This window comes from Azospirillum sp. (assembly GCF_050789165.1).
The window spans coordinates 27412-43062 of record NZ_JBOZRT010000021.1; the positions used below are offsets into that span (position 1 = coordinate 27412).

General features: G+C 69.7%; 15 protein-coding genes. 12 read left to right on the forward strand and 3 right to left on the reverse strand.

What is annotated here, in order from left to right; translation table 11 throughout:
* Positions 1 to 8 precede the first annotated feature (8 nt).
* The 3 genes from ACRWK7_RS03950 to ACRWK7_RS03960 all read left to right on the forward strand — a co-directional run bounded on the left by ACRWK7_RS03950 (position 9) and on the right by ACRWK7_RS03960 (position 2632).
* Positions 9 to 197 (forward strand): 4-oxalocrotonate tautomerase, encoded by a 189-nt coding sequence (locus tag ACRWK7_RS03950; protein ID WP_431854880.1) that lies wholly within the window; start codon positions 9 to 11, stop codon positions 195 to 197.
* 426 nt (positions 198 to 623) lie between these two features.
* On the forward strand, positions 624 to 1559 hold the full coding sequence (locus ACRWK7_RS03955) for a hypothetical protein (RefSeq protein ID WP_431854882.1): 936 nt from the start codon (positions 624 to 626) through the stop codon (positions 1557 to 1559).
* A complete protein-coding gene (locus tag ACRWK7_RS03960) occupies positions 1556 to 2632 on the forward strand; it encodes a TAXI family TRAP transporter solute-binding subunit (RefSeq protein ID WP_431854883.1) in 1077 nt (358 codons plus the stop codon). The genes ACRWK7_RS03955 and ACRWK7_RS03960 overlap by 4 nt, the downstream gene beginning before the upstream one ends.
* A 3-nt stretch (positions 2633 to 2635) precedes the next feature.
* Here ACRWK7_RS03960 and ACRWK7_RS03965 read toward each other — a convergent pair whose 3' ends face one another.
* The gene (locus ACRWK7_RS03965; protein ID WP_431854884.1) at positions 2636 to 3457 is read right to left on the reverse strand and encodes an IclR family transcriptional regulator; all 822 of its coding nucleotides are present in this window, start codon (positions 3455 to 3457) and stop codon (positions 2636 to 2638) included.
* Positions 3458 to 3624: 167 nt separating this feature from the next.
* Here ACRWK7_RS03965 and ACRWK7_RS03970 point away from each other — a divergent pair, with 167 nt between their 5' ends.
* From ACRWK7_RS03970 to ACRWK7_RS04010, 9 genes are all read left to right on the forward strand, one after another.
* Positions 3625 to 4716 carry an ABC transporter ATP-binding protein gene (locus ACRWK7_RS03970; protein ID WP_431854885.1) on the forward strand — a complete coding sequence of 364 codons (1092 nt, stop codon included), beginning with the start codon at positions 3625 to 3627 and terminating at the stop codon, positions 4714 to 4716.
* Positions 4713 to 5606 carry an ABC transporter permease gene (locus ACRWK7_RS03975; RefSeq protein WP_431854886.1) on the forward strand — a complete coding sequence of 298 codons (894 nt, stop codon included), beginning with the start codon at positions 4713 to 4715 and terminating at the stop codon, positions 5604 to 5606. The genes ACRWK7_RS03970 and ACRWK7_RS03975 overlap by 4 nt, the downstream gene beginning before the upstream one ends.
* Positions 5607 to 5610: 4 nt before the next feature.
* Positions 5611 to 6405, forward strand: a complete 795-nt coding sequence (locus ACRWK7_RS03980) for an ABC transporter permease (protein ID WP_109120578.1) — start codon at positions 5611 to 5613, stop codon at positions 6403 to 6405.
* Between the two features lie 8 nt (positions 6406 to 6413).
* Positions 6414 to 6707 carry a (2Fe-2S)-binding protein gene (locus ACRWK7_RS03985; protein ID WP_431854887.1) on the forward strand — a complete coding sequence of 98 codons (294 nt, stop codon included), beginning with the start codon at positions 6414 to 6416 and terminating at the stop codon, positions 6705 to 6707.
* Positions 6704 to 8086: an FAD-dependent oxidoreductase gene (locus ACRWK7_RS03990; protein WP_431854888.1), complete on the forward strand. Its 1383-nt coding sequence runs from the start codon at positions 6704 to 6706 to the stop codon at positions 8084 to 8086. The genes ACRWK7_RS03985 and ACRWK7_RS03990 overlap by 4 nt, the downstream gene beginning before the upstream one ends.
* Positions 8083 to 9222: an NAD(P)/FAD-dependent oxidoreductase gene (locus ACRWK7_RS03995; protein WP_431854889.1), complete on the forward strand. Its 1140-nt coding sequence runs from the start codon at positions 8083 to 8085 to the stop codon at positions 9220 to 9222. The genes ACRWK7_RS03990 and ACRWK7_RS03995 overlap by 4 nt, the downstream gene beginning before the upstream one ends.
* Positions 9219 to 10265: an ABC transporter substrate-binding protein gene (locus ACRWK7_RS04000; protein ID WP_431854890.1), complete on the forward strand. Its 1047-nt coding sequence runs from the start codon at positions 9219 to 9221 to the stop codon at positions 10263 to 10265. The genes ACRWK7_RS03995 and ACRWK7_RS04000 overlap by 4 nt, the downstream gene beginning before the upstream one ends.
* Positions 10266 to 10605: 340 nt before the next feature.
* Positions 10606 to 11559: a hypothetical protein gene (locus ACRWK7_RS04005; RefSeq protein ID WP_431854891.1), complete on the forward strand. Its 954-nt coding sequence runs from the start codon at positions 10606 to 10608 to the stop codon at positions 11557 to 11559.
* 157 nt (positions 11560 to 11716) lie between these two features.
* Positions 11717 to 12655: a radical SAM/SPASM domain-containing protein gene (locus ACRWK7_RS04010; RefSeq protein WP_431854892.1), complete on the forward strand. Its 939-nt coding sequence runs from the start codon at positions 11717 to 11719 to the stop codon at positions 12653 to 12655.
* Here the strand turns inward: ACRWK7_RS04010 and ACRWK7_RS04015 are convergent.
* Positions 12639 to 14822: a tetratricopeptide repeat protein gene (locus ACRWK7_RS04015; RefSeq protein WP_431854894.1), complete on the reverse strand. Its 2184-nt coding sequence runs from the start codon at positions 14820 to 14822 to the stop codon at positions 12639 to 12641. The genes ACRWK7_RS04010 and ACRWK7_RS04015 overlap by 17 nt on opposite strands.
* A gap of 67 nt (positions 14823 to 14889) precedes the next feature.
* Positions 14890 to 15651 (reverse strand): methyltransferase, TIGR04325 family, encoded by a 762-nt coding sequence (locus ACRWK7_RS04020; protein ID WP_431854895.1) that lies wholly within the window; start codon positions 15649 to 15651, stop codon positions 14890 to 14892.

Consider the following 15651-nt stretch of genomic DNA (forward strand, 5'->3'; position numbering starts at 1 on the left):
AGACACCGATGCCGATCATCAACGTGCAGCTCTTCGAAGGCCGTACCGTCGAGCAGAAGCGCGCCTACGCGAAGGCGCTGACCGAGGCGTCCGTGGAGATCCTCGGCTGCAGCGCGTCCGCCGTCGACGTGATCTTCACCGACGTGAAGAAGACCGACTGGGCGAGCGGCGGCAAGCTGTGCTCGGACGGCGAATAGGCCGTTGCGGGGCAGGGGGCGGTGCACCGGCCCGCTCCCGAACGCCGCCGATGCGCTTGGCCGAATCGGCGCGTGCCGAGCAAACAGGGTAGGCCACGTCCTTTCGGGGCTTCCCTCCGGAAGTGGCGCGGTAACTCCTCCAGCGTGAATTGCTGATGGACAACCACTAAGTGTAATTGTAAGCCCCCGCGTTGGCGGTAAGATAAGCCTCCGTTGCAGAATTCAAACTGGGCAAGCCAGAAAAATTCAGCGGACAGCGTGAATTGTTGAGGAGCGTTTCCAGGAGACGCGCCCATACCCGGCATATCGCCTTTCCGGGCTCTCGCTGGACTTGGCTGGGAGGGCATCGCCATGCGCGCAATGTATTCCGTATTCTTGCGCCCCCTGTGTCGATCCTGCGGTGATCCCGCCCTGGCGACAGCGACCGTGCTCCTGCTCGTCGCCGGAGCCTTCCCCCTTCGTGCATCGACGCTGGAGGAGTGGCTCGCGCAGCGCGAGGACGCGCCGCCCGCGGCGGCGCCCGCATCCCAGGACGAGGACCGGTCGCTTACGCCCTTCATGGCCGTGGCGGCGGTCCCCCGCGGGGTCGGGCAGCCGACGCCGCTCATCGTCGTGGTCAGTCCGCCGCTGGGGCGGCTGGGGTCCCGGCCCGACCCGGAGACCTACGTCGTGCTCTCCAACCTGCCGGCGCACACGCGGGTCTCACCGGGGCAGGATCTCGGCGACGGCACGTGGCGGCTCTCGCTCGACGACCTGGCCGAACTGTCCATCACCATTCCCGCCGAGCACGCCGGGACCGCCACCCTGAGCGTCACCGCCGTCACCGACCATGGTGGGGGCCGCGTGGCCCGGCACACCAGGGAGGTGGAGATTCCCGTCCTCGCGCCGAACGAAGCGGCCAAGGCGGCCACCGTTTCCTCGGACCTGTCGGTTCAGGCCGAGGCCCTGGCCCTGCGCAGCGTTCCGCCTCCGGACCCGAAGCCGCCGGAGGTGACTCCGGCCGTGGCGGCGCCCATCCCGCCTCCGCCCCCGTCCCCGGTGGCCAAGCCGAACGCCGTTCCCGAGCAGGCGCTCATGAAGCGCGGCGACGCGTTGTTCGCGCAGGGCGATCTGGCCGGAGCGCGGCTCTTCTACGAGAAGGCCGCCTCCGCCGGCAGCGGAGCGGCAGCACTGGCGCTGGGCAGCACCTACGACCCGCTGGTCCACAAGCGTCTGCAGGTGCGCGGATTGCCCGCCGATGCCGATCAGGCGGTCACGTGGTACCGCCGGGCCGTCGCCAACGGCAGCGGCGAGGCCGAGGGGCGGCTGAAAGAGCTGTCGGCCTGGATCGGCGGGACAGCGAAACAGGGGGGATCTCCATGACAAAGGGCATTCTCGGCGCCGTGCTGCTCGGCCTCTGGCTCACGGCCGGCGGGGCTTGGGCGGCGGACGCGCGCGGCGCCACCGCCAACAGCGGCACCGTCGGCATCGTGTCGGGCGGGGTCGAGGGCACCTACGTGCGCATCGCCAGCGACCTCGCGGCCGTGCTCGACAGCGGCGACGATCTGCGGATCGTGCCGATGCTCGGCAAGGGCTCGGTGCAGAACATCAAGGACATCATGTTCCTGAAGGGCGTCGACGTCGGCATCGTGCAATCCGACGTGCTGGCCTACGTGAAGCGCGACCGGACCATCGCCGGCGCCATGCCGCGCATCAAGTACATCGCCAAGCTCTACAACGAGGAGCTGCACATCCTGGCCGGTCCGGACGTGGCGCGCGTCGAGGATCTCGCCGGCCGGAAGGTCAACATCGACGGAGCGGGCAGCGGCACCCACATGACCGCGTCGCTCATCTTCGGGATGCTCGGCGTCAGGGTGGAGCCGCAAAGCGACGACCAGGCCCTGGCGCTGGAAAAGCTGCGCCGGGGCGAGATCTCGGCCATGGCCTACGTCGCCGGCAAGCCGACCCGCCTGTTCCGCGACCTCAAGGCCGACGGCGGCCTGCACTTCCTCCCCGTGCCGCTGACCGGCGAACTGCTGGAGACCTATCTGCCGTCGCGGCTCACCAGCGGCGACTACGAGGGGCTCATCAAGGCGGGCGAGACGGTGGACACGGTCGCCGTCGGCGCCGTGATGGCGGTGTACGGCTGGAACCGCGACAGCGAGCGCTACCGCAAGGTTGCCCGCTTCGTAGAGGCCTTCTTCAACCGCTTCCCGGAGTTCCTGAAGCCGCCGCGGCATCCCAAGTGGACCGAGGTCAACCTCGCCGCCGAGCTCCCCGGCTGGAGCCGCTTCGAACCGGCCGAGGCCTGGCTGCGGCAGGCCGACGCCGCAGCGACCGACGTAACCAAGCGTGATGCCTTCCGAGCCTTCGTCACCGAGCGCGGCGTGACCCCCGACCAGACCGAGAAGCTGTTTGAGCAGTTCCTCCTCTGGCAAGCCCGGGCGCCGCGATAGGGGTCAGCTCGACGCCCCGCCGAGGACGGACGCGGGGCGGCGCAGGACGGGGTCGAACGGGTTGATCTGGCGCCCGACGGTCGCCGCCTCGCGCTTCAGGATGTCGACCACGACGGGCAGGCGGTCATCGTTCAGCCGCTCGCTGATGGTGCCGACGCTGAGCGCCGCCACCGCGTGCCCGTCGCGGTCGAGGATCGGCACGGCGACGCCCGACATGCCCGGCAGCAGGCCGGTCGAACGGCTGGCGTAACCGACCTCGCGCACCCGGGCGATCTCGGTGCGCAGGTACACCTCGTCGAGGAAGCCCAGGCCCTGCATGCGCGGCAGGTTGAAGCGGATCACCTCCTCCTGCTCCTCCGCCGGCAGGTACGCGAGGATGGCGAGGCTGCCCTGGCCCACCCCCAGAGTCACCCGCCCGCCGATGTCGCCCGTGAAGGAGCGGATCGGGAACGGCCCCTCGCTGCGGTCCAGGCACACCGCGTCGAAGCCGCTGCGCACCAGCAGGAAGATGGTGTCGCGCAGCGTGGCCGAGAGGCGCAGCAGGATCGGCCGGCAGACGTCGCGCAGGTTGCCGGCGTTGCCGGCCCGCGCCGCCAGCGCGAACAGGTCTAGCCCCAAGCGGTAGCGCTTGGACGCCTTGTCGGTTTCGACCATCCCTTCATCGGCCAGCGTCTTGAGGATGCGGTGCACCGTCGGCGGCGTCAGGCCGAGCTGGCGGGCGATGTCGGTCAGCCGCGCGCCGGCCTCGCTGCACTCGGCCAGCAGCCGCAGGATCGCCAGCCCGCGTTGCAGGCTCGATTTCGCGCCCGCATCGTCCGCCCCCATGATTGTTCCCTTTCGAAGCCGATCATCGTGAGAATGCCATGATGTTCCGTATGATGGAAGTTTTCGCAGAATCTTTCCTCCTGGCGGAAAACCAGATTGACCAGCACGGGTGCCCAGGCGGACCCTTGGAAACGGGAGAGTTGGAAATTGCGTGAGGAGCGGTCACCGTGTCCTTCCTCGAACTGCGCAACGTCATGAAGCGCTACGGGTCCCTCGACGCGGTCCGGGACTTCACGCTGTCGGTGAAGCGGGGCGAGTTCGTCTCGCTGCTCGGCCCTTCGGGCTGCGGCAAGACGACGACGCTGCAGATGATCGCCGGCTTCGTCGAGGTGACCGCCGGCAGCATCCTGCTCGACGGGCGCGACATCACCCGCGCCAAGCCGAACAGCCGCGGCCTCGGCATCGTCTTCCAGAGCTACGCGCTGTTCCCGCACATGACGGTGGCCGACAACGTCAGCTTCGGGCTGGAGATGCGCCGCGTGCCGAAGGCCGAGCGCGCCGGGCGCGTCGAAGAGGCGCTGGCGCTGGTGCACCTGACCCCGTACGCCAAGCGCTACCCGCGCGAGCTGTCGGGTGGGCAGCGGCAGCGCGTGGCGCTGGCCCGCGCCATCGTGATCCGGCCGCCGGTGCTGTTGCTCGACGAGCCGCTGTCGAACCTCGACGCCAAGCTGCGCGAGGCCATGCAGTTCGAGCTGCGCGACATCCAGCGCAAGGTCGGCACCACCACCGTCATGGTCACCCACGACCAGGCCGAGGCCTTCTCGATCAGCGACCGCGTGGTGGTGATGGAGGCTGGGCGCATCACCCAGATCGACCAGCCCTACCGCATCTACGAGCACCCCGAGACCGAGTTCATCTCGCGCTTCGTCGGCAAGACCAACCTGCTGCCGGGCACCGTGTCCATGCCCGCCGAGGGTGGTGCCACCGTATCGCTGGCCGGCATCCCGGTGCCGGTGCACGGCGAGGGCTTGAGCGGCGGCGAGGACGTGGTGCTGTGCATCCGCCCGGAGAAGCTGCGCCTGACCGCGCCGGGGCAGGGCAGGGTGCCGGGGCTGGTCAGCGACCGCTTCTTCCTGGGCAGCCAGTGGCTGTACCACGTGGACGGGCCGCTCGGCACGCTGATGGCCGTGACCCCCAACGATGGCGAGGCGCCGCTGGAGCCGGGCGCGCCGGTCGGCGTCGACTGGTCGCCGCGGGTGGTCCGCCTGCTGCGCGGCGGCCTGCCGGCCTCCGCCCCGACGCTGGAGGAGCTGGAATGAGCGCCGTCGCCGCCACCCCCGCTCCCGAGCCGCCGACGGGGCCGCGGCCGCGCGCCGTGCCGCACCTGCTGGCCGGGCCGGCGACGCTGCTGTTCGCCGCGCTGGTGCTGACGCCGCTGATCCTCACCGCGCTGCTGTCGCTCAACGAGTTCGAGTACGCGACGGGCCGCGCGCACGGCTTCACGCTGGCGCACTACGCCGCGGTGCTGGGCGACCCGTACTATCTGGAGATCTTCCTGCGCACCTTCCGCGTGGCGGCGCTCGCCACCGGCATCTGCGTGGTGATCGGCGTGCCAGAGGCCTACGTGCTGAGCCGCATGCGGCGGCCCTGGCGCTCGATCTTCCTGCTGGTGGTGCTGGCGCCGCTGCTGGTCTCGGTGGTGGTGCGCGCCTTCGGGTGGAGCATGCTGCTGGGTCCCGAGGGGCCGGTCAACGACCTGCTGGCGGTGCTCGGCTTCGGCAAGAAGCGGATGCTGTATTCCGAGGGCACGGTGGTGGTGGCGCTGGTGCACGTCATGCTGCCCTTCATGATCATCCCGGTGTGGACGTCGCTGCAGAAGCTCGACCCGGCGGTGGAGCAGGCGGCGCTGTCCTTCGGCGCCTCCAGGCCGACGGCGGTGCTGCGCGTGGTGGCGCCGCAGATCCTGCCGGGCATCCTGTCGGGCAGCCTGATCGTCTTCGGCCTCAGCGCCAGCGCCTTCGCCATTCCCGGGTTGCTGGGAGGGCGGCGGCTGAAGATGGTCGCCACCATCGTCTACGACCAGTACCTCAGCGACCTCAACTGGCCGCTGGGGGCGGCGGTGGCGGTCATCCTGCTGGCTGCGAACCTGATCGTCATGCTGACCTACCACCGCGTCGTGGAAGGCCACTACCGCAAGCGGATGGGCTGAGGCCATGGCGAGGAACGGACCCGTCGCGCTGATCTTCCACACGCTGGTGGTGCTGTTCATGCTGGCGCCGCTGGCCATCGTCTGCCTCGTCGCCTTCACGCCGGAGAACACGCTGTCGCTGCCGACGCGCGGGGTGTCGCTGCGCTGGTTCCAGGCGGTGTTCGCGCACCCGGACTTCGTGCAGTCGTTCTGGAACAGCCTGTGGCTGGCGCTCTTGGCGGCGACGCTGTCGGTCGTGGCGGCGGTGCCCGCGGCGATCGCCATCACCCGCTACGAATTCCGCGGGCGGGAGTTCCTCAACGCGCTGTTCCTGTCGCCGCTGATCATCCCGCATCTGGTGCTGGGCGTCGCGATGCTGCGGCTGTTCGCGCTGGTCGGGGCGACGGGCAGCTTCGGCTGGCTGGTGGCGTCGCACGTGGTGATCGTCACCCCCTACGTCATGCGGCTGCTGATCGCCGCCATCTCCGGCTTCGACCGCAGCGTCGAGCAGGCCGCCTATTCCCTGGGCGCCAGCGACGCCACCGTGTTTCGCCGCGTCACCCTGCCGATGATCCTGCCGGGCGTCACCGGCGGCTGGCTGATCGCCTTCATCAACAGCTTCGACGAGCTGACCATGTCCATCTTCATCACCTCGCCGTCCACGGTGACGCTGCCGGTGCGGATGTACATGTACGCGACCGAATCCATCGACCCGATGATGGCGGCGGTGTCGGCGCTGGTCGTGGCGCTGACCGCGGTGGCGGTCCTGCTGCTCGACCGCGTCTACGGCCTCGACCGCGTCCTGGTCGGCCAGCACTGAGGATGCCCGTGACCACGCCCCTCCTCCACCGCGTTGCCGAGACGGACCGGCGCCCCGTCCGCTTCACCCTTGACGGCCAGCCGGCCGAGGGGCTGGAGGGCGACACCGTGATGACCGCCATGCTGACCAGCGGCGCCCGCCTGCGCGTCTCCGAGTTCGGGCATGGCCCGCGCGCCGGCTTCTGCGTGATGGGCGCCTGCCAGGACTGCTGGGTGCGCACCGAGGACGGCGGGCGCCTGCGCGCCTGCTCGACCTTCCTCGCCGAGGGTATGCGCCTGCTGAGCGGGGAGGGCGCACCGTGACCGAACCGCTGCGCCCCGTTATTGTCGGCGCCGGTCCGGCCGGCGTGCGCGCCGCGGAGCGGCTGGTCGCCGCCGGCCTGCGCCCGCTGGTGATCGACGAGGCCGCCCGCTGGGGTGGGCAGATCTACCGCCAGCCGCCCGAGGGCTTCCGCCGGCCGAAGCGCGCGCTGTATGGCTTCGAGGCCGGCAAGGCCGGCGCGTTGCACGCCGCCATGGCGACGATCCTGCCGGACGTCGACTACCGCCCGCGGTCGCTGGTGTGGAACGTCGAGGACGGCGCGCTCGACGTGCTGCGCGACGGGCGGACGGCGGTGGTGCCGTACAGCCGCCTGATCCTCGCCACCGGCGCCACCGACCGCGTGCTGCCCTTCCCCGGCTGGACCACGCCCGGCGTCTTCACGCTGGGCGGCGCCCAGGTGGCGCTGAAGTTCCAGGGCTGCACGGTTGGGCGCCGCGTCGCTTTCCTCGGCACCGGGCCGCTGCTCTATCTGGTGGCCTACCAGTACGCCAAGGCCGGTGCCGAGGTCGCGGCGGTGCTCGACACATCGACCACGCTCGACCAGGCGCGCGCCGCGCCGGGATTGCTGCGCGACCCGACGACGTTTGCGAAGGGCCTCTACTATGTCGGCTGGCTGCGCGCCCGCGGCGTGCCGGTGCGCACCGGCGTCCGCCCGGTCCGCGTCGAGGGCGGCGAGCGCGTTACAGCGCTGGTCTGGCGGCGCGGAAGCAAGGAGGAACGCACCGAGTGTGACGCCGTCGCTTTCGGACTCGGCCTGCGTTCGGAGACGCAGCTGGCCGACCTCGCCGGCTGCCGCTTCCGCTTCGACGCGATGGACCGCGCGTGGCTGCCGGACCGTGACGCCGCCGGCCGCACCTCGGTGGCGGGCGTCTACGTCGCCGGCGACGGCGCCGGCATCTCCGGCGCGGACGCGGCGGAACTGGCCGGCGAGCGCGCCGCGCTGGCCCTGCTGGAGGACGCCGGGCTGCCCGCCCATCCGGCCCGCTCAGCCGCGATCGAGGCGCGGCTGGCCGCCGTCGCCCGCTTCCGACAATCCCTGGCGCGCGCCTTCCCGTTCCCCGCGGACTGGGCCGAGGGCATCGCCGACGACACCCTGGTCTGCCGCTGCGAGGAGGTCACCGCCGGCACACTGCGCGCCGCCGCGACCGATGGCAGCGCCCGGGAAATAAACCGCCTGAAGGCGCTGACCCGCGTCGGCATGGGCCGCTGCCAGGGCCGCATGTGCGGCGCGGCGGCGGCGGAGCTGCTGGCCCACGCGCTCGGCACCGGACCGGAGGCGGTGGGGCGCCTGCGCAGCCAGCCGCCGGTGAAGCCGCTGCCGGTGGCGGCCGGCGTCAGCCACGACGAGGCCGCGGAATGATCGAGCATCTCGACACTGACGTCGCCGTGGTGGGCGGCGGCATCGTCGGCGGCTCCGCCGCGCTGTTCCTGCGCCGCATGCGCTTCGGCGTCGTGCTGCTGGAGCGCGACTGGTGCGGCTCCAAGGCGAGCGGCGTCAACTTCGGCGGCGTGCGCCGTCAGGGCCGGCCGCTGGAGCAGCTGCCGCTGGCGCAACGCGCCCACACCCTGTGGGGCCGCCTGCCCGAGCTGGTCGGCAGCGACTGCGAGTACCTGCGCTCCGGCCACCTCAAACTGGCGCGCAGCGAGGCCGACCTGGAGTCGCTGATCGCCTACCGCGACCGCGCCGAGGGCTTCGGGCTGGGGCTGGAGATCATCGCCGGACGGGCTTTTCGCGAGCGCTGGCCGGCCCTGGGCGCGCGCGCGCTCGGCGGGTCGCTGTGTCCGGAGGACGGGCACGCCAACCCGCGCCTCGTCTCCCCTGCCTTCGCCCGCGCCGCCGCGGCGCTCGGCGCCGTGGTGCGCGAGCAGACGCCGGTGGATTCGGTGGACCGCGACGGCGCGCGCTTCGTGCTGCGCAGCGGCGACCGGCTGGAGGTGCGGGCGCGCTATGTGCTGAACGTCTCCGGCGCGTGGTCCGGCCGCCTCGCCGCGGCGTTTGGCGAGCCGGTGCCGCTGGAGTCCGGGCACCCCTGCATGGCGGTGACCGAGCCGCTGCCGGCTTTCCTCGACGTCAACATCGGGGTGGAGGGCGGCGGCGTCTACGGCCGGCAGGTGGCGCGCGGCAACGTGGTGGTCGGCGGCGGCCGGGGCTTTGCGCTCGACGCCGACCGCGCCCGGCCGCAGCGCGACGCCGTGGTGACGCTGATGGCCGACGCCGCCGAGCTGTTCCCGCCGCTGGGCGGCGCGCACGTCATCCGCTGCTGGAGCGGCGTCGAGGGCTACACCCCCGACCGCAATCCCGTCATCGGCCCCAGCGCCACCACGTCGGGCCTGTTCCACGCCTTCGGCTTCTCGGGCGCCGGCTTCCAGATCGGCCCGGCGGTCGGCGAGGCGCTGGCTGAGCTGGTGCGCGACGGCCGCTCGTCGGCCCCCCTGGACGCCTTCCGCATCGACCGTTTCCTGCAACAAGAAGACAGAGGAGGAGCAGCAGCATGACCCGTCCCACCGTCACCGCCTGCGCTTTGGCGGCGCTCGCCATCGGCACCGCCGGCCCGGCCCTTGCCCAGGGCAAGACGCTGTACATCGGCATGAACGGCGGCACCATGGAGAAGACCTACACCGAGCACGTCTTCCCCGCCTTCGAGAAGGCGACCGGCCACAAGGTGGTGGTGGTGCCCGGCACCTCGTCGGACATCCTGGCCAAGCTGCAGGCGCAGAAGGACAAGCCGCAGATGCACGTCGTCTTCCTCGACGACGGGCTGATGTACCGCGCCATCGGCATGGGGCTGTGTCAGAAGACGGCGCTGTCGCCGGTGCTGGACGAGGTCTATCCCTCGTCGCGCCTGAAGGGCGACATGGCGGTCGGCGTCAACATGGGCATGACGGGTCTGGCCTACAACAAGAAGATGTTCGACGAGAAGGGCTGGGCGCCGCCGTCTTCGTGGATGGACCTCGCCGATCCCAAGTACAAGGGCAAGGTGGTGGTGCAGTCCGCCGCCAGCAGCACCTTCGGCCTGCACGCCTTTCTGATGTACAACCGCATCCAGGGCGGCAGCGAGGCCAACGTCGAGCCCGGGTTCAAGAACTGGAGGGGCAGCATCGGCCCCAACGTGCTGGAGTACATCCCCAGCTCCGCCAAGATCTCGGAGATGGTGCAGACCGGCGAGGCGGCGGTGTTCCCGCTGACCCCGACCGCCGTCGGCGCGCAGAAGGAAAAGGGCGTGCCGGTCGAGTACGCGCAGCCCAAGGAGGGCTCGGTGATCCTGATGGTGGCGCAGTGCGTCGTCGCCAACACCCCCGACCCGGAGCCGGCGCAGCAACTGGCGGCCTTCCTGCTGGGCACCCAGGCGCAGGAGGCCGCGCTGAAGTACGGCGCGCAGATCCCCTCCAACACCAAGGCGAAGGCACCGCCCGAGAGCGCCGAGGTGATGGAGAAGTTCCAGGGCTACATGAAGACCGCGGTGACGGTGGACTGGGACGCCATCAACGAGAAGCGGCCGGAGTGGAACCAGCGCTGGAACAAGGAGATCGAGCGCTAAGGCGAATTCCGTTTCACTGTGCCCCCCTCTCCCCGGATGGGAGAGGGGATGGGGTGAGGGCGGCGCCGGCGAATGCCGGCCAGTCCTCCTTCCAGCCTCCGCCCGGTGGTCTTCGCTTCGATCAAGTTGGCGAGAGGCCTGACGGAGCCCGCTCGCTCGCCACCGCCGCTTGCCGCCTTTCCGCGAACCATCGGCAATGGTACGGTGGCTCGTGTCGCCGGCTTTTTCGCCTTGGACAGGAACAAGGGATGGCAGGCAGAGGCGCCGGGAAATCCTGCTGCTTTCGAACGCGACGTGGTTCCGAATTCGGCGCCGGCCGAGCCCACCGAGAGGGGTGCGCATGGAGGACATCCTGTTCCTGCAGGGGGCGATCGCCGCGCGTCAGCTCGCCGCCATTCGCCAGCCGGCCGGCTTGCCCGACGTCGAATTCAAGGTGTTCTCGCAGTGGGGCGAGGACGGAATCATCGAATGGCTGGTTTCCCGATTGCCGGGCATTCCGCAGCGTTTCATCGAGTTGGGCGTGCAGGACTTCAGGGAGTCCAACTGCCGCTTCCTGCTCCAGCACCGCAACTGGCGCGGCCTGATCATGGACGGCAGCGCCGCCAACATGGCGGCCGTGCGCGCCCATCCCCTGCACTGGCGGCATGACCTCAGCGCCGTCGCGGCCTTCATCACCCGCGACAACATCGACGGCATCATTCGGGAAAATCAGTTCCCTGGCGAGATTGGCATCCTGAGCATCGACCTCGACGGTAACGATTACTGGATCTTGGACACGATCCATTCCGTCGAGCCATGGATCGTCATTTGCGAATACAATGCCGTGTTCGGCGACGCCCTGCCCATCAGCGTCCCCTACGACGAGGCGTTCGTCCGGGAGAACGCCCACCATTCCTATCTTTACTGGGGCACTTCCGTCGCCGCCATCGTCCATTGGGCCAAGCGCCGCGGCTACGTGCTTCTGGGGAGCAACCGGGCCGGCAACAACGCCTTCCTGGTGCGGGAGGATCTGGCCGGGCGCTGCTTCGCGGACGCGCCGACGAACCGCGCACCGCTTCCCTCGCGCTACCGGGAAAGCCGCGACGCCCAGGGGCGGTTGTCGTTCGCCGCCGGCCTCGACCGTCTGGCCCTCATGAAGGGACTGCCGGTGGTCGATGTCTCCAGTGGCGAAACCCTGCGGCTTGAGCCCGGCATGCCCCTCTACAGCGACCGCTGGCTTGCGCACATGCAGGGAAGGGGCTCCTGGGACAGGGCCGGAAAGCAGGAAGGGCTTGGCTCCGGGTCTGATCGTTGAAACGAAGGAGGGCCCAAGGACCACCATGGGCGAGGATATGGGCATACGTGGCCGACGCACGCTGTCGTTTCGCGGGATCACACCGGCGCGCCGGGGATCCGGCTGGCCGTACGCTCTTTCCTGTGCCGTAAGGGAAAGGGTGATGCGGAGGCGTGCGTTGCGGCAGACGACGAGGCTGCGGCAAGGCCAAGCGGATCTGAAGGAAATAGAGATTCTCTCGATTGAGTTCTCGTCCGTGTGCAATCTCGGCTGCGTCTACTGCTTCCTCAACCGGGAGAACGGCCGCCCCCACTATCTCGATCCGGCGATCTACCGGAAGCTGATCACGGAAATTGCCGGCAACACGGCCTACGACATCCAGACCATGGAATGGCCGATCAGTGGCGACTTCTTCATGAACAAGCGCTGGCGGGAGTTCATAGACATCACGCGCCAAGCCATGGAGGATCATCCCAACTTCCGGCCTTGGGTCCTGCTCAACGACAACATGATGCTGTTCACGCCCGACAAGATCGAGGTCGTCCTGGACAGCGGGGTCGTGCATCAGATCATCTGCAGCCTGGACGGCCGCGACAAGGAGTCGGCGGAGCGGATGCGCCCGGGTGCCAGGTACGAAACGCTGCTGGCCCACATCCATGCGCTGGTCGATGCGAACCACGCCTGCGGCAACAGGGTGGTGATCGAGATCAACAACGGGACCGACGCCCTGTGCGGTGCCGTCCGCATCGATCCGGCCATGCAGGCGGTCTTCGACCGGGTGGACCGGGTTCGCCGTTGGACCCCGGTGAAATGGAACGACTCCTTCACCGTCGAAGGAGACGGCGGCGCCATGCCGAAGCCGGGGTACTGTCAGTTCGTGACCAACGTGGCCGCGGTCTCCACCTCGGGCAAGCTCATCAAGTGCTGCATGGACCTGCAGGAATCCACCGCCTACGCCGACCTCACGACCAGCACCCTGGAGCAGCTCTGGCGCGGGCCGGAACGGCTGGCGTTCATGGAGAAGATGGGCCAGGGCAGGCGATCCGAACTTCCCGGCTGCGCCACCTGCTCCATCGGCTACACGGACAACGACAACGCCTTCAGGAAGAAGGCATAACGGACGCTTCGAGCCGCTTGGCTGCGGTCCAGCGTTCCCAGGCCCCGCGCCAGATGTCTTCCAGTTCCGCGGTCAGCCGACGGGCATCGCCGAAGCCCGCGCGCGCCAGACGGCTTCTCAAGGCCCGCCGCAGCCCGCGCAGCCGGTCGGCATCGTTGGCTAGTTCGATGGCCAAACGCGCGTACTCCTCGCGGCTTTCGGCGACCAGTTCGCGCAGGCCCACCCAGTACAGAAGCCACGATATGGACGAGCGGGGGTCCGGCGCCTTCAGCCCGACCACCGGAACGCCCATGTGGAGCATGTCGAAGGTCGTGTTGGCACCGCCATACGGAAACGGGTCAAGGGACAGGTCGATGTCCGCGGTCTCCAGCATGTACTGGCGGTAGGAGGAACGCCCGCGCAGTTCGATGCGGTGCGGGGCCACGCCATGGGCGGCAAAGGCCTGCACGACCCAGTTGTCCCCATGCGGCTCGGCGAAGCCGAGGGCCTTGAGAACAAGGCGGCTGGTCGGCACGGCTTTGAGGATGTCGGCCCAGACCGCTATCACGTCGTCGTTCAGCTTGGACGCGTTGTTGAAGCACCCGAACGTGACGTATCCCCGGGCCAGACACGGAGGCGGCGGGAGGGGGAGCATCTCGGGAGGGGTGTACAGCGGCCTGGGTCCCGGAATCGGGGTCTCGACCGCGCGATCCGGCGGAAGGGACACCAGCAGATAGTCGATCGCCGGCATCCCCGTCGTGTTGGGATAGCCCAGCCAGGACGCCTGCACCGGCGCCGGCTTCAGCCCGAACACCGGCAGCCGGTTGTTCGCCGTATGCCCGGCCAGGTCCACCAGCACATCGATGCCGTCGGCGCGGATCATGGCGGCGACCTCCTGGTCCGACAGCCCCACCGTCGAGCGCCAATGATCGGCGACGGCCCGCAACGCCTCCGTCACGTGGTCGGGACGGCGGACCTCGGCATAGCAGAACACCTCGAACCTGCGGCGGTCGTGGTGGGCGATGACCCCTCCCATCATGCCCGCCACCACATGCTCCCGGAAGTCCGGCGAGACGTAGCCGAGCCGGATGCGGCGCGTCGGGTCGGGATCGTTGGGGAAATCCAGCGGATCGAACGGATGCGAGAAGCGGGCGCCGAAGGCGCGGTGCTCTTCCAGCAGCCGCGGCGGCTCCACGCCCGGCAGGTAGCACAGCGTGAACAGCAGGTTGGAATGGATGTGCGCCGCTTCGGGGACGAGGCTGATGGCTTCCCGGAATATCGCCTCGGCCTCCAGCAGTCGCCCGGCCAAGTTGAGCCTGACGCCGACGTTGTTGAGCAGATTGGCGCATTCCCGCGGCTCGGCCCCCATCGTCGCAGCGGCTCGCGCCGCCGCGACGGCCTCGTCGCAGCGGCCCAGGTCGAACAGGATTTTCGCGTGGTTGAACCGGATATCCACGGTCTGCGGGGCAAGCCCCACGGCGGCGCGGACCGCCACTTCGGCCGCCTCCAGCCGCCCATCCGCGGCCAGCGCCAGAGCGATGTTGTTGAGAAGACTGGCGCACTCCTGCGGCTCGGCCCCTGCCTTCGCCGCGGTTTGCGCCGCCGCGAACGCCTCATCGCAGCGGCCCAGGTCGAACAGGATCTTCGCGTGGTTGGACAGGATATCCGCGCTCTGTGGGACAAGCCCCACGGCGGTGCGGACGGCCGCTTCGGCCGCCTCCAGCCGTCCATCCACGGCCAGCGCCAGGGCGATGTTGTTGAGAAGACTGGCGCACTGTTGCGGTTCGGCGCCGAGGGCCACGGCGGCCTGGGCGGCGGCGAACGCCTCGTCGATCCGGGACAGGTTGAACAGGACGTTCGCGTGGTTGGCCTGAATGTCGGCTGTCCGGGGAGCGAGGGCGACGGCATCCCGCAAGGCGGCCTCGGCCTGACCCAGCCGTCCGACCTGCGCAAGCGCCGACGCGATGTTGTTGAGAAGCTTGCCGCAGTGCTGCGGCGGGGCACCCAACGCTGCGGCGGACCGGGCCGCCCGCAGGGCGTCATCGTGGCGCTGCGCCTTGAACAGAGCCAGCGCGCCGCTGAGGGCTGCGATTCCATCGACCGCCGCCGCGGGTGCCGGCTTCATTCCCTCCGATCGCGGTGCGACCGCCGGATGTGCGACGGCGGTGTCACGGGGCGTGGTCGTCATGGAGGCGCGTTCGGCCAAGTCTTCATTGGAACTTCATACTCCCGTAGGCGCGGGGCCGTCAGCGTCCTCATCGGTTGCTCTGGCCGTAGAACAGAAACGTCGATCCTTTGACCTGCGTCCCCTTCACCGCGTACCAGGTCGTCGTCGGCACCTCTTCCCTCCGGCCGTACCGTGACGCGATGGCCGGCATGACGTCCGCTTCGGGCAGGAAGGTGACGGGATAGCGCACCTCCCGGTCGGGAATGCCGGGGGGCATCGGCCCGGGGCCGTTCTGGCTGAGCAGGGAGGTCTGCACGCCGACGCACCGGCTTCCGCCATAGACGGGAAAGCGCGCCAGGATGAAGAACGGCGACGCTGGGGCGAGGAGGTGCCGCAGTGTCTCCTCCGGGTCGGCGACGTACGGCAGCGACCCGGACGCATGGACGATGTCGCAGCCGCCGAGGGTCCGCACGCCGTCTTCGATCGACGTGACGAAGGTGAGGCCGTCCTCCTGGAAGGTGGCCGCCGCCCGCGCCGCCATGGTCGGCGTTTCCACCACGGACCAGCGCAGCGCCACGCCGGGGACCAGCGCCTTGATGCAGTGGTAATGCAGCCCGCAACCGCCGCCGAAATCCAGGACGCGCACCGGCGTCGCCGGTTGGCGGGCCATGCCCACCGCCATCGCCAGCATCGCCCAGTAGTCCGGGTGCACGTACAGGCCGGGCAGGCCCTGCGCGATGGCCTTGGTGCGGAGCGCGATGACCGCGGCGATGTCGTCGGCGTGGTAGCCGGCGCCGCAGGCGGCCATGGCGTCCTGGTGGGTTGGGTAGGTTTCGGTGATCGTCGCCAT